A 13,211-nucleotide genomic window follows, 5' to 3' on the forward strand; every position below is an offset into this window, starting at 1 on the left:
TTGTATTATTTAATTAAGACAAAAGGATAGAAGAAAGGAGACCAAGATGTCCTGGACATTTGACAACAAAAAACCTATCTATTTACAGATTATGGAGAAAATCAAGCTTCAGATTGTTTCCCATACACTGGAACCCAATCAACAACTTCCAACCGTGCGAGAGCTAGCTAGCGAGGCGGGTGTCAATCCAAACACCATCCAAAGAGCCTTGTCAGACCTCGAACGAGAAGGATTTGTCTACAGCAAGCGCACAACTGGACGATTTGTGACTGAGGATAAGGAACTAATCGCCCAATCGCGCAAACAATTATCAGAAGAAGAATTGGAACACTTCGTTTCCTCCATGACCCATTTTGGCTATGAAAAAGAAGAACTACCAGGCGTAGTCGGCGATTATATTAAAGGAGTTTAAGCCTATGTCATTACTAGCATTTGAAAATGTATCCAAATCTTATGGATCAACACCAGCCCTTGAAAATGTTTCCCTTGACATCCCAGCTGGAAAAATTGTTGGTCTCCTTGGTCCAAACGGCTCAGGAAAAACAACCTTGATTAAACTAATCAATGGCCTCTTGCAACCAGATCAAGGACGTGTCCTTATCAACGACATGGACCCAAGCCCAGCAACCAAGGCTATCGTAGCTTATTTACCTGATACGACCTATCTCAATGAACAAATGAAGGTCAAGGAAGCCCTAACCTACTTCAAGACCTTCTATAAAGATTTCAATCTTGAACGCGCCCATCATCTACTTGCAGACCTCGGTATTGATGAAAATAGTCGTCTCAAGAAATTATCAAAAGGAAACAAGGAAAAGGTACAACTGATTTTGGTTATGAGCCGGGATGCTCGTCTCTACGTTTTGGATGAACCCATTGGTGGGGTGGATCCAGCAGCCCGTGAGTACATCCTCAATACCATTATCAACAACTACTCCCCAACTTCTACCGTTTTGATTTCTACCCACTTGATTTCTGATATCGAGCCAATCTTGGATGAAATTGTCTTCCTTAAAGATGGAAAAGTCGTCCGTCAAGGTAATGTAGATGATATTCGCTATGAGTCAGGTGAATCCATTGACCAACTCTTCCGTCAGGAATTTAAGGCCTAAGCAAAGGAGATTATTATGTTTTGGAATTTAGTTCGCTACGAATTTAAAAATGTTAACAAGTGGTATTTAGCCCTTTACGCTGCCGTGCTAGTTCTTTCCGTTCTCATAGGAATGCAAGTACACTACTATAATTATGTATCTTTCAAAGATAGCCAACCTGTCTTACTTTTCTTTCTGGCTCTCGTCTTTGGTGGATTGATGATTACACTTGGGATTTCAACCATTTTCTTGATTATTAAACGATTCAAAGGTAGTGTCTATGACCGCCAAGGCTATCTGACTTTGACATTGCCAGTTTCTGAACACCATATCATCACAGCCAAATTAGTTGGAGCCTTCATTTGGTCTATCCTTAGCTCCACTGTACTAGCTCTAAGCGCTTTTATTATTGTTACCATAACGGTTCCAGAATGGATATCAAATTCTGAGTTGATTCCACTTGTAGGAACATTCCTTCCTCAACTCTCTCTTGTGGGGTTATCCCTCCTACTAAATACCATTTCTGGAATCCTCTGCGTCTACTTGGCTATTTCCATCGGACAACTTTTCAACGAATACCGCACAGCACTCGCTGTTGCAGCCTACATTGGTATCCAAATCGTCATCGGCTTTATTGAAGTCTTCTTCAATACCAGTGCTAACTTCTATGTCAATTCACTTGCAGGATTTAATGATAATTTCTATATGGGAGCAAGTACGAGTATTATTGAAGAACTCATATTCATAGCTATCTTTTACCTCGGAACCTACTACATCTTGAGAAACAAGGTTAATTTGCAATAGTTTCATAATCAAAAAGGATAACATCTCATCGTAGAGAGGCTATCCTTTTTTCTTTTATCTCAATTTCTGTCTAACTTTATTTAAAAAACAAATCCTTTTAAATCTGATTTAAAGGTCCTGTTTAATTTCTCTATTGTGACACTATCATTATATTCCTTACATATTCTCATAGCTTTGGAACATTCTTTTTTGCCTAACTCTACTTGATTCGTTTTTATAAGATAAATACCTTTTAAAAAAAGCAAATAATTCTTTTCAAAATAATATCCTTGTCTGGTCAGTAAATTTTCTAAATCATCTATAAAAAATTGAGCGCTATCTAACAAATTATTTTTTAATAATAATTCTAAATTAAATAAATATAAAGGAATTACTCTATGTGTTCCCATATCTGTTTTTAAAAAATGTCGTGTTTTCTTGATTACAGCTCTATATAGTAAGCTTATGGTTTTAGTGTTCATAAAAAACACCGAATTATAGAAAATTTTCAGTTCATACTCCATCCAATTATCTACAGAAAGCAAGTACTTTATTAACTCATTACATTTAGATGCATTGTAAGGAAGGTTTGCAAGGCGATTAATCTGTTGTTCAGCAATCAATTTTATGTGACAATTGCATAGACTTTTTTCCTGCTTTTGTTTTAGTTCTATTTTCTTTATTAGTTCTTGTAACAAAATGATATCTGAAGAGTTTACAGCATGTTCTAATTCTTCAAAAAAACATTCTTTTTTGGAATAATAGCAATGAACTAATTCTTCAAATTCCGAAAATGATATCCCCAGGCGATTTAACAACATGTAAAAATGATCAATAGATAATTTTGTAATCCCATTTTCGAAACGAGAAATAGTTGACTCACTAATCTTATCACAAGCCAAATCTTTAAGACGAAAATTTTTTGAAATACGGATATCCTTTAAAACTGCTCCAAAATTTTCCATAGTATCCTCTTCCATTTCTGCAAAAAATAAAACCTGTTTTTTTATTTGTGGTATGATTATGATTATACAAAAATAAAACAGAAAGGACAATATGATTATGAAAAAAATTTTATTGTCATCAGTTGCTTTACTGAGCTTAGCGTCAACACTAGCAGTAAATAGTCCAGTTTCTGCTCAAGAATCTATCTCTCCCTAGGATTATAGTCACTCCAATGGCAGTTGGTTTCAATCAAAAGGTCGTTGGTGGTATAAACATTCTGGCGGTTCTTACACTAAAACAGATGAAACATCAACAAGAGCAGTACCTATTGAAGACGTTAATACTATGGAAAAGGTTTTTAGCAACCAAAACTTTAGTAAAGTTGTTCGGTTCCCAGATAAAACAAAAGCTGAGATTATTGCAAATATGCAAGAACTATTTAAATCTTCTAGCGAAAGCGATGTGAACCACCTTTACTTGTCATGGAGGAAAAAACTGTACGATATCTATTGGTAGCGATAAAACGGTATTTACAGGTTGGGATTCACTTCAAAATAGAATTATTTCGCCTATGGCAGACACCAATACTAACGGAAAAATCACTTTAGAGGAACTGTATCAATACTCTTATCCTCTAGTCCTTGAAGCTGCATCAAGCAGTAATAAGGAGCAACATGTATCAGTTTATCCAGAAAACAGTCAATTTGTTTTATTCCAAAAATAAGGAGTTAAGAAAATGAAAGTATCAAAAAAAATCACATTATTTGGTTTGTCTTTAGCTGGTCTAGCCTTACTGGCTTTCCCTCATTCAGGAAAGGCCTTTGAGCTTGAAGAAGAGTGGGTTATTAAGGGTGATGTTTGGTATCAAGATGGCAAAATTCTCCGATTTAATAATGGCAATGAAGTAGATATCAAAGTATTGGATTTGCCAAAAACTGAGAAAATCGAGTGGACGGTTAGTCTCAATGGTCAAGATCAGACAGTCAATTTCCTAGGTCAAGAAAAGGACAAGTCTATGGTCGGTACAGAGGGGCGTTACCTGAATTTCTATGTTCCTTATGGCTATAGAGGAGATATCAAGGTAGAAGCCAAGAGCGGAAATGAAGTAAAGACCTGGTCCACTAAAGTAGTAGATGATGTATATAATGACGGTGGAAAGAGTGGTTACTTCCGTATTGACGAATCAAATGATCAACACACCTACCTTGATGCAAAATGGGACTATCAAACTAAGACCTACACTGCTACCTTACCAGAGACTGTCAATGGTCAAAAAGTCTTTGCTTGGGCAGACGACTATGAAGAATTGAAACTTCAAAAACCAGGAGTTATCAGTCATTCCTACAGGGGGGCAGGAGCCTTCAAAATACTTTATCCGATTGTAAAAGCAGAAAGCTGGCTAAAAAATAATTACAGTGAAAAGTGGTACTATCAAAAACAAGGACAATTAGTTCAAAATGCTTGGGTTAAGGACAAGGGAACTTGGTACTTTATGAACGATAAAGGAGTCATGTTCAATCAAACTTGGCTCTATCAAGGTGGCAACTGGTATGCCTTTAAACCATCAGGAGCTATGATTGCTAGTGACTGGCTATATGATAATCACTCTTGGTATTACCTAAAAGACTCAGGTTCTATGGCGACAGGTTGGATCAAAGATAGTGGATCTTGGTATTATCTAAACAACTCAGGTGCTATGGCAACAGGCTGGGTAAAAGATAGTGGATCTTGGTACTACCTCGCTTCATCAGGTAAGATGCTTCACAATACCTACACACCAGATGGCTACTATGTAGATGCCAGTGGCGCTTGGAAATAATCTAAAGTACATATTTTTTCCATCGGTTATTAGTGTACCTGCTCAGACTAAATGTTATCAGAGCTACAAAAAATCTAGATAATAATACAAAAAGCGAATCGAAACAATGAATTCTGTTTTGTTCGCTTTTTGTTTCAATCTGTGTCATTACGATATTTTCATTTAATTGTATATCCCCCCAAAATTTACATTTTTATATGAAGTATTTAATAAAAAGGAGTATAATGACTTTAAAACTGATTACATGTATATCGATAGGGAGGTCAACTCTTTATGCTGAGAAGATTTGTTACTAAGAAGCACCTCGTACTTTACTTCTTTTCTATTGCCATTACTTGGCTGGAAGCAATTATCACGCCAGCCCTTGTTCAGAATATTGTTGCTAGTTTTACCAATCAAGAACTAGGCCTTCTTTGGAAAGTTTTGATTTTGGGAATCCTTGGAAACCTCATTCTCTTACTAGGCTTAGCTGGGAAACGCTATTACTATTCCCGCGTGATTACTGATTTCAAATATGGAATCAAGAGTGCTATTTTCAAGCGATTTTTAAACAGTTATGAGATTGATGAAAAGGATATTTTGTCCGACCTAGAAAACGACGTCAAGCAACTAGAAGAAAGCTATATCGAACCAACGGTCATCATCATTTCTTCTCTTGGCTTCACAACTGTGTCCATCCTCTATGCCCTATGGACCAATTTTTACCTGGGCTTGATTTTCATCCTCTTCTACTCCTTTCCTGTACTCTGCAGTGCTATCGGATCAAAGCGTTTGGATTCACTTTCTGAAAAGCGGTCCACTGTTAACCAGAGCTACTTAGCAAGCTTGACAAATTTTATTGGCGGTAGCCAACAAATTCGCCATTATCAGGGGCAAGATTTCTTTTTTACTCGCTATCAAAAACAATTACAAACCAGTCTAGATGCCGAAATCAACTATGAAAAACAACGAACTTTAAATAGTCTCTTTATCAATAGCATCGATGCCTTTTGCTCCGTCACACCAATCGTCATTGGTGGCTTTATGACCTACTATAATTATTTAGATGCGGCGAGTTTTGTGGCTATCTATCTAGTTTCCCATAATATCGGCTATCAATTCCAAGAGTTGGCCTACTTTACCAACACCCGAAAAGCGACTCGAACTCTTCTCAACAAATACCAAAAACTTTTGGGTCAGTCTGACTCCATCTCGCCTAGAAGCATAGAAAATATTTTCCCTATCCAGCTTAACACCATCTCCCTAGAAAAAGATGGTAATATCCTCTTATCTCCGATTTCCATGCACATCAAGCAAGGAGAAAAAATTGCCATTATCGGGGAAAGTGGCTCTGGTAAAACAACCCTGCTCAATATCATTCATGGAGAAGAGACACCGACAAGTGGACAGATTCGCTTTGCTGGCCAGAACCTGTCATGTCAAGAAATCACAAGCTTTAGTTCCTATATCCTCCAAGATAGCCATTACTTTGACACGCTCTCTCTGGAAGACAATATCCTTCTGGGACTGGATAAAAATCCAGATACTTTAAATCATATCCTCAAAAAAACAGGATTAGAACATTTGAAAAATCGAACGCTCAGAAATGATAGTCTATCTGGTGGCGAGAAACAACGCCTAGAAATCGCTCGCGCCCTCTACCATGATAGCCAACTCATCTTAGCAGATGAGATTAAGGCCAATCTTGACTCGGAAAATAGCAGAAAAATTAGCGACTTGCTCTTCTCCCTACCTCAGACAGTCATTGAAGTCATTCACCACTACACAGAAGAAGACTTAAAACACTACGACCAAGTCATTCACTTAAGCAAAGAAAAGTAATAGTCTATAACATACGATTTGAAAAAGCAAGGAATTCGGGTTCCTTGCTTTTTAACTCAATATCAAACTGGCTACGATAGGGCTGACAAAGACATAGAGAATACCGGTAACACCGATAGCTAAACCACCCATGGCTCCTGCTACAGAGCCGTATCGAAAGGCTGTACCTGTTCCGACAGCATGACCTGTTCCACCAAGGGAAAGACCAACAGCTACTGGATCGTCTATTTTCAACCACTTCAAAAGGGTTGGTCCGATGACACTGGTTAAAATCCCAGTTGCCACTACAACGACCAAGGTCACGGTCGTCAGACCTTGCAATTTTTCTGTAATCCCCACTGCCATGGCGGTTGTTACTGACTTAGGGAAGAGAGAAATGGCTAGGAAAAAGTCCATTCCAAAAATCTTAGCTACAAGGGCCGTGAAAGAGGTATTGACCACTACCGCTAGCAGACTACCAAAGAGAATACTGCGAGCATGGTGCTTCATCAAGTGAAAACTCTTGTAAAGCGGAATCCCTAGAGCCACGGTCGATGGGACAATCAAATTATTCAGATAAACCCCACCTTGGTAGTAATCTTGGTAAGAAATCCCCGTCACCTTTAGAAAGATAATAATGAAAACAGCTGACAAAAGCAAGGGCGTTGTCAAAGGATGGGGAAAACGTCTGTAAATCAGCATTCCTACTAGATAAGCTAGGATAGACAGGGCAAGCCCAAACAGGGGATTGGAAACAAATTCACTCATTTGGCATCTCCTTTCTCATAATCTCCCTCAAACCGTCTCTTGATGAACTGAACTACCAAGGCTATGAGGATAATATTGATGACAGCCGCAAAAAAGACAATCAAAACAATGGGCAAGAGATAGGGAGCAATCACATCAAACTTCTCCATGATTCCCACTGCTGGTGGCAAAAAGAGAATGGTCATATTGGCCAGCAAGAAATTCCCCACCATGTTGACATGCCTGGTTCTCAGCCACTTGAATTGTAAGGCTAGAAAGAGAATAATCAAACCGATAATACTGCCTGGGATGGGCAAATGAAAGAAACTAGAGATCCCCTCTCCGATTAGAGAAATCACAAAGAGAATCATTAATTGAACATATAATTTCATCCTAAACTCCACGAAATAGACTTCTTGCATACCAGTTTACTCTTTTTTCAGAAAATTTCAAGGAAATGCACAAGAGTTGATGAAAGTTTGAGAAGAAAGGGGATACAAACAATTCTTGACTTGTGAAAACAGGCATGATTTAGGATAAAATATTCCAGCGTCCTTCTTGCCAGCTCTTTTGAAAAGTAGTATAATTATTGCATGCGCAATCATCTTGTGATGCAGAGACTGTCCGTGAATGGACATTCTTCTATGTTATAACTCTAAAAAGAAAGGAGATACTATGACCTATTTGGAAAAATGGTTTGACTTCAATCGTCGTCAGAAAGAAATTGAAAGTCTCTTGGAAGAGACTATTGCCCAGCAGAGCGAGCAAAGTCTGACCTTGAAAGAGTTCTACCTGCTCTACTATCTGGACTTGGCTCAAGAAAAATCTCTACGCCAGATTGACCTGCCAGATAAACTTCATCTGAGCCCGAGCGCTGTTTCTCGGATGGTGGCTCGCTTGGAAGCCAAAAATTGCGGTCTACTTAGTCGCAGGTGTTGTGATCAAGATAGACGCTCTAGCTTTATCTGCCTGACAAGTGATGGACAAAATACACTGACCACACTACAAAAGGCTGTCGAAGCAAGCTTGGAAACTGGTTTGGATTTCTTGATTTAAGATGATTTTAGAAAAAAAGTTGCGTGCGCAATCATTTTTCTTGACATTCTCTTTTACAAGGAGTAAAATAAAATCATCATTAAACAAAGGAGTTTTAAACATGATTGAAATTACCTATCTAGATGCCAGCAAGAACGAAAGAACTGTAACTTTCGAATCTTATGAAGACTTTGATCGTTCACAACAAGCTTGCCTTATCGGCGTCGCAGACTACTACCCTGTCCAAAAATTGACTTATAACGGTCATGATTTGGACTACCATGGGACTTATGGAGATGTCTTCTTCTATCTCATGAAACAAGATTTAAGCCAATATAACTAAAAAGGAGAAATACAATGGCAAAAGCAATTACAGATGCAACATTCGAACAAGAAACAAAAGACGGTTTGGTCTTGGTAGACTTCTGGGCAACTTGGTGTGGTCCATGTCGTATGCAAGGTCCAATCTTGGATAAATTGTCTGAAGAACTTTCAGAAGATGTCTTGAAAATCGTTAAAATGGACGTTGATGAAAATCCAAACACAGCTCGTGCTTTTGGAATCATGTCTATCCCAACTCTTCTCTTCAAAAAAGACGGCCAAGTTGTCAAACAAGTTGCTGGTGTTCACACAGCAGAACAAATCAAGGCCATCGTTGCTGAATTGAGCTAATCATACTAGAGACCAAGTGCTTTATTTGGTCTCTTTTTTCTTGCCCTTTGCCATTTTTCAAAAAATATGCTAGACTGTATGTAGAATATTACGATGTTTGGGACATGCCATCGCTAAAAAAAACCTCGATTTGGTATTTTTTAGCTCCCTCATGGGAGCTTTTTGCGTGCTCTAAACATTTCCCATTTTGGAAGGAGTACTATGAAACGTCAATCAGCCTTGGTCGTCTTTAGTGGCGGTCAAGATTCTACAACCTGCCTCTTTTGGGCTAAAGAACACTATGAAACAGTCGAAGCTGTCACCTTTGCCTATGGTCAGCGTCATCATCTCGAAATTCAAGTTGCCCAAGAAATCGCTAAGGAACAGGACATTCGTCATCATATCCTAGATATGTCGCTACTGGGGCAAATCACTGAAAATGCCCTGACCTCTGATCTGGAAATTGAGCAAAAAGAGGGAGAGGTTCCCAATACCTTTGTTGATGGTCGTAACCACCTCTTTCTATCCTTTGCGGCAGTCCTTGCTAAGCAACGAGGCATTAAAGATATCGTGACAGGTGTCTGCGAGACAGACTTCTCAGGCTACCCCGATTGTCGGGATGTCTTTGTCAAATCCCTTAATGTTACCCTCAACCTTGCCATGGATTACGACTTTGTTATCCAAACACCTCTCATGTGGCTAGACAAGGCTGAAACTTGGGAATTAGCCGACCAACTCGGTGCCTTTGACTATGTTCGTGAAAAGACCTTGACCTGCTACAATGGAATTATCGGAAGTGGCTGTGGAGATTGCCCAGCCTGCCACCTACGTCAACATGGTTTAGATGTTTATCTCTCACAGAAAGGAGAGGACTAATGTTTTTTGCACCCAAAGAAATCAAACAGGAAACAGGGGAGTCTCTTGTCTACAATCCTCACAGAACCTTGGTATCAAAAGAGTTTACCTTCGATGCTGCCCACCACCTCTTTCACTATGAGGGAAAATGCAAATCCCTGCACGGTCATACCTATCATTTGCAGATTGCTGTCAGTGGATTTTTAGATGAACGTGGCATGACCTACGATTTCGGAGATATCAAAGCGATCTACAAGAACTACTTAGAGCCCCACTTGGATCATCGCTATCTCAATGAGACTTTGCCTTATATGAACACGACTGCTGAAAATATGGTTTACTGGATTTTCCAAACCATGAACCAAGAGTTGCCAGACGAGCGCGGTCTCCGTTTGGAATACGTTCGCCTCTATGAGACTCCGACTGCCTTTGCAGAGTTTAGACGGGAGTGGTTAGATGACTAGGGAACGTGTCCTCAAACTACCAGTTTTGGAAATTTTTGGCCCAACCTTTCAAGGCGAAGGCCGTGCAATCGGGCAAAAAACCATGTTTGTCCGCACTGCTGGTTGCGACTACCACTGCGACTGGTGCGATTCTGCCTTTACTTGGGATGGCTCTGAAAAGCCAACTCGCATGACAGCTGACGAAGTCATTGCTGCCTTGGATAAACTAGGAAGCTACGACTACGTCACCCTATCTGGAGGAAATCCTGCTATCCTAGCAGCCAACATGGCTGAGCTAGTAACCAAGCTCAAGAAACGTGGTGTCACTCTGGCTGTTGAGACCCAAGGCTCCCGCTGGCAAAATTGGTTGAAAGACATCGACCAGGTTACTCTCAGTCCCAAACCTCCTTCATCCAAGATGGAAGTCAACTTTGAGACCTTGGACTTTATCGTTTCCCAACTGGATCCAGACAAGGTCACCTTTAAAATCCCTGTCTTTGACGATGCAGATTTGGCCTTTGCCAGAGGCATACAAGAACGCTACCAACCAGATGTTCTCTTTTTATCAGCAGGAAATCCTGAGCCCAAGGCTACGGGTAATATTGTCCAAGACCAACTGGACCGCCTCAAAGAACTCTGGGAACGCATCGCTACCGACGATAGCTGGGGCAATGTCCGCGTCCTTCCTCAACTGCATACCCTCCTCTACGATAATCAACGTGGTGTTTAAGATTAGAAAGAAAAAATCATGTCACAACAAGAAGAAATGAAAAACCTCAGCCTACTAGGCAACAAAGAAACCAACTACATTTTCGAGTACCAACCAGAAGTCCTCGAATCCTTTGACAATCGTCATGTGGAAAATGACTATTTTATCAAATTTAACTGTCCTGAATTTACCTCACTTTGTCCAATCACTGCTCAGCCAGACTTTGCAACTATTTATATTTCCTACATTCCTGACAAGCTCTGTGTTGAGTCAAAATCCCTCAAACTCTACCTCTTTAGCTACCGAAACCACGGAGATTTCCACGAAAACTGTATCAATACCATCGGGAAAGACTTGGTCAACTTGCTAGACCCTCGCTATTTGGAAGTCTGGGGAAAATTCACTCCGCGCGGTGGCATCTCAATTGACCCCTACTACAACTACGGTAAGCCTGGAACTAAGTATGAAGGCTTGGCAGAACAACGCCTCTTCCAACACGACCTTTATCCAGAGAAAATTGACAACCGTTAAACTCATACGAAAAAGCCCTGTTCCTCAAAGTGAGGAGCAAGGCTTTTTGAGTTTCAATTATTCTTCTGTTCCAAGGAAGTTTTTTGCAACGAGGGCTGCAAGAACCCCACCAGCGATTGGTGCAAGGATGAAAATCCAAACTTGTTGAAGGGCTGCGCCACCTACCAAGACAGCTGGTGCCAAACTACGAGCTGGGTTTACTGAAAGTCCAGTAATGTTCAATCCCACAAGAATCATAGCCATCAACGACAAACCGATTACCAAACCAGCAATCGCGCCATTGCCCTTGCTTTCTGAAGTCACTGTCATGATAACCAAAACAAACAAGAAGGTTGCAATGACTTCAAACAAGAAACCACCAAAGACAGTGGCACCGTTTGCCAAGGCATTTTCACCAAGACTAACAGTTGACATACCTGAGTTAGCCAAGAGGAAGAAGACAGAAGCAGATGCTAAGAAAGCTCCAACTACTTGTCCAAGGATGTAGTTTACAAGCTCTGAAGATGACAAACGTTTGTTTACAAACATAGCAATCGAAACAGCTGGATTCAAGTGAGCACCTGAAACAGTTCCGATTGAGTAGGCTGCAACCACGATGGCTAAACCAAAAGCAAAGGCGATTCCAAGGTGTCCAAGGCCTTCAAGACCATTTCCAAAAACAACAGCTCCTGTTCCGATGAACACAAGCATGAACGTACCGATTAACTCAGCAACAAATTTTTTCATTTTCTTTCTCCTTTTTTCAAAAACTAGATACTAGTCTATCAAAAGAAGGAAAGGGTTTCAAGAAAATTGATTGGAAATTTTCAGGATAAAATTCTATAACAACGGTAGTGTTTATTTGAAACATTTTTTCTAAAAGTATATACTATCAATATAGTTCTAATAAGTTATTTATTCCCTAATTTGGACTAATTTTTACAACTTTGCTGTTCTTTTATGAACGTTTGAATGGTATCGTGAATACCAAGGAGGAATCATATGTCTAAAGTTGCTATTGTCACAGGTGCAGGTCAAGGAATCGGTTTTGCAATTGCGAAACGATTGGTTCAAGATGGCTTTAAGGTAGGAGTCTTAGACTACAATCCCGAAACAGCTGAAAAGGCTGTTGCCGAATTATCAGCTGAAAATGCCTTTGCTGTCGTAGCTGATGTTTCGAAACAGGCAGAAGTTGCCCAAGCATTTCAACAGGTTGTTGACCATTTTGGTGATTTGAATGTTGTCGTAAATAACGCTGGAGTTGCTCCAACTACTCCTCTTGATACAATTACTGAGGAACAATTTACACGTACTTTCGGTATCAACGTTGGTGGTGTCATTTGGGGGTCACAAGCTGCACAAGCGCAATTTAAAGCACTTGGCCACGGAGGTAAAATTATCAACGCAACTTCTCAAGCTGGTGTAGTCGGTAATCCAAATCTAACTGTTTATGGTGGAACCAAATTTGCTGTTCGCGGAATTACGCAAACATTAGCCCGTGATTTAGCAGACTCAGGTATCACTGTTAACGCCTACGCACCAGGTATTGTTAAAACACCAATGATGTACGATATCGCTCATGAAGTTGGTAAAAATGCAGGAAAAGATGACGAGTGGGGTATGCAGACATTCGCAAAAGATATTACCCTAAAACGCCTATCTGAACCAGAAGATGTGGCTGCTGCTGTCAGCTTCCTCGCAGGACCAGATTCAAACTACATTACAGGACAAACCATTATCGTTGATGGTGGTATGCAATTCCATTAAGATACAGGAAAAGAGGTTGGAAAATGATTCAACCTCTTTTATTAGTTTTCATTATC

The 13,211-nt window shown here is 39.9% G+C and carries 19 protein-coding genes; 15 read left to right on the top strand and 4 right to left on the bottom strand.

Going from position 1 to position 13,211, the window contains the following annotated elements; translation table 11 throughout:
• Positions 1–46: 46 nt before the first annotated feature.
• The 3 genes from ACN076_RS09050 to ACN076_RS09060 are packed head-to-tail and all read left to right on the top strand — an operon-like array spanning position 47 to position 1,895.
• A complete protein-coding gene (locus ACN076_RS09050) occupies positions 47–412 on the top strand; it encodes a GntR family transcriptional regulator (RefSeq protein WP_000119149.1) in 366 nt (121 codons plus the stop codon).
• 4 nt (positions 413–416) lie between these two features.
• Positions 417–1,112, top strand: a complete 696-nt coding sequence (locus tag ACN076_RS09055; RefSeq protein WP_420789872.1) for an ABC transporter ATP-binding protein — start codon at positions 417–419, stop codon at positions 1,110–1,112.
• A gap of 15 nt (positions 1,113–1,127) precedes the next feature.
• On the top strand, positions 1,128–1,895 hold the full coding sequence (locus ACN076_RS09060) for a hypothetical protein (protein WP_420789873.1): 768 nt from the start codon (positions 1,128–1,130) through the stop codon (positions 1,893–1,895).
• A gap of 80 nt (positions 1,896–1,975) precedes the next feature.
• Here the strand turns inward: ACN076_RS09060 and ACN076_RS09065 are convergent, their stop codons facing one another.
• A complete protein-coding gene (locus ACN076_RS09065) occupies positions 1,976–2,839 on the bottom strand; it encodes a helix-turn-helix domain-containing protein (RefSeq protein WP_420789874.1) in 864 nt (287 codons plus the stop codon).
• A gap of 325 nt (positions 2,840–3,164) precedes the next feature.
• Between ACN076_RS09065 and ACN076_RS09070 the strand changes: the two genes are divergently transcribed.
• The 4 genes from ACN076_RS09070 (at position 3,165) to ACN076_RS09085 (ending at position 6,459) form a co-directional block, all read left to right on the top strand.
• Positions 3,165–3,335 (top strand): hypothetical protein, encoded by a 171-nt coding sequence (locus tag ACN076_RS09070; RefSeq protein ID WP_420789875.1) that lies wholly within the window; start codon positions 3,165–3,167, stop codon positions 3,333–3,335.
• A 55-nt stretch (positions 3,336–3,390) separates the two neighbouring features.
• A complete protein-coding gene (locus ACN076_RS09075; RefSeq protein ID WP_414306292.1) occupies positions 3,391–3,543 on the top strand; it encodes a hypothetical protein in 153 nt (50 codons plus the stop codon).
• 12 nt (positions 3,544–3,555) lie between these two features.
• Positions 3,556–4,638 (top strand): N-acetylmuramoyl-L-alanine amidase family protein, encoded by a 1,083-nt coding sequence (locus tag ACN076_RS09080; RefSeq protein WP_420789876.1) that lies wholly within the window; start codon positions 3,556–3,558, stop codon positions 4,636–4,638.
• 273 nt (positions 4,639–4,911) lie between these two features.
• The gene (locus tag ACN076_RS09085; protein ID WP_420789877.1) at positions 4,912–6,459 is read left to right on the top strand and encodes an ATP-binding cassette domain-containing protein; all 1,548 of its coding nucleotides are present in this window, start codon (positions 4,912–4,914) and stop codon (positions 6,457–6,459) included.
• Positions 6,460–6,510: 51 nt separating this feature from the next.
• Here ACN076_RS09085 and ACN076_RS09090 read toward each other — a convergent pair whose 3' ends face one another.
• The gene (locus ACN076_RS09090; protein WP_001288952.1) at positions 6,511–7,206 is read right to left on the bottom strand and encodes an LrgB family protein; all 696 of its coding nucleotides are present in this window, start codon (positions 7,204–7,206) and stop codon (positions 6,511–6,513) included.
• The gene (locus ACN076_RS09095) at positions 7,203–7,577 is read right to left on the bottom strand and encodes a CidA/LrgA family protein (protein ID WP_000781325.1); all 375 of its coding nucleotides are present in this window, start codon (positions 7,575–7,577) and stop codon (positions 7,203–7,205) included. Before ACN076_RS09095 ends, ACN076_RS09090 begins: the two co-directional genes overlap by 4 nt.
• A 283-nt stretch (positions 7,578–7,860) precedes the next feature.
• Here ACN076_RS09095 and ACN076_RS09100 point away from each other — a divergent pair, with 283 nt between their 5' ends.
• The 7 genes from ACN076_RS09100 to queF all read left to right on the top strand — a co-directional run bounded on the left by ACN076_RS09100 (position 7,861) and on the right by queF (position 11,409).
• On the top strand, positions 7,861–8,241 hold the full coding sequence (locus tag ACN076_RS09100; protein ID WP_192855161.1) for a MarR family winged helix-turn-helix transcriptional regulator: 381 nt from the start codon (positions 7,861–7,863) through the stop codon (positions 8,239–8,241).
• 100 nt (positions 8,242–8,341) lie between these two features.
• On the top strand, positions 8,342–8,563 hold the full coding sequence (locus ACN076_RS09105) for a DUF4649 family protein (RefSeq protein WP_000570256.1): 222 nt from the start codon (positions 8,342–8,344) through the stop codon (positions 8,561–8,563).
• A 14-nt stretch (positions 8,564–8,577) separates the two neighbouring features.
• Positions 8,578–8,892 (top strand): thioredoxin, encoded by a 315-nt coding sequence (gene trxA / locus ACN076_RS09110; protein ID WP_001029581.1) that lies wholly within the window; start codon positions 8,578–8,580, stop codon positions 8,890–8,892.
• A gap of 201 nt (positions 8,893–9,093) precedes the next feature.
• The gene (gene queC, locus ACN076_RS09115; RefSeq protein ID WP_420789878.1) at positions 9,094–9,747 is read left to right on the top strand and encodes a 7-cyano-7-deazaguanine synthase QueC; all 654 of its coding nucleotides are present in this window, start codon (positions 9,094–9,096) and stop codon (positions 9,745–9,747) included.
• A complete protein-coding gene (gene queD, locus ACN076_RS09120; RefSeq protein ID WP_000464573.1) occupies positions 9,747–10,190 on the top strand; it encodes a 6-carboxytetrahydropterin synthase QueD in 444 nt (147 codons plus the stop codon). The genes queC and queD overlap by 1 nt, the downstream gene beginning before the upstream one ends.
• Positions 10,183–10,899 (top strand): 7-carboxy-7-deazaguanine synthase QueE, encoded by a 717-nt coding sequence (gene queE / locus ACN076_RS09125; protein WP_420789879.1) that lies wholly within the window; start codon positions 10,183–10,185, stop codon positions 10,897–10,899. The genes queD and queE overlap by 8 nt, the downstream gene beginning before the upstream one ends.
• 18 nt (positions 10,900–10,917) lie before the next feature.
• Positions 10,918–11,409 carry a preQ(1) synthase gene (gene queF / locus ACN076_RS09130; protein ID WP_000082587.1) on the top strand — a complete coding sequence of 164 codons (492 nt, stop codon included), beginning with the start codon at positions 10,918–10,920 and terminating at the stop codon, positions 11,407–11,409.
• Positions 11,410–11,466: 57 nt separating this feature from the next.
• On the opposite strand, the gene ACN076_RS09135 is transcribed toward queF, so the two are convergent.
• Positions 11,467–12,135 carry an MIP/aquaporin family protein gene (locus ACN076_RS09135; protein ID WP_420789880.1) on the bottom strand — a complete coding sequence of 223 codons (669 nt, stop codon included), beginning with the start codon at positions 12,133–12,135 and terminating at the stop codon, positions 11,467–11,469.
• Between the two features lie 255 nt (positions 12,136–12,390).
• On the opposite strand from ACN076_RS09135, the gene ACN076_RS09140 reads away from it, so the two are divergent.
• Positions 12,391–13,155, top strand: coding sequence for a (S)-acetoin forming diacetyl reductase (locus tag ACN076_RS09140; RefSeq protein ID WP_000048148.1), 765 nt, complete (start codon positions 12,391–12,393; stop codon positions 13,153–13,155).
• The last annotated feature ends 56 nt before the right edge of the window (positions 13,156–13,211 follow it).

It is taken from the genome of Streptococcus sp. K0074 (assembly GCF_048843365.1).
Lineage (GTDB): Bacteria > Bacillota > Bacilli > Lactobacillales > Streptococcaceae > Streptococcus > Streptococcus mitis_BM.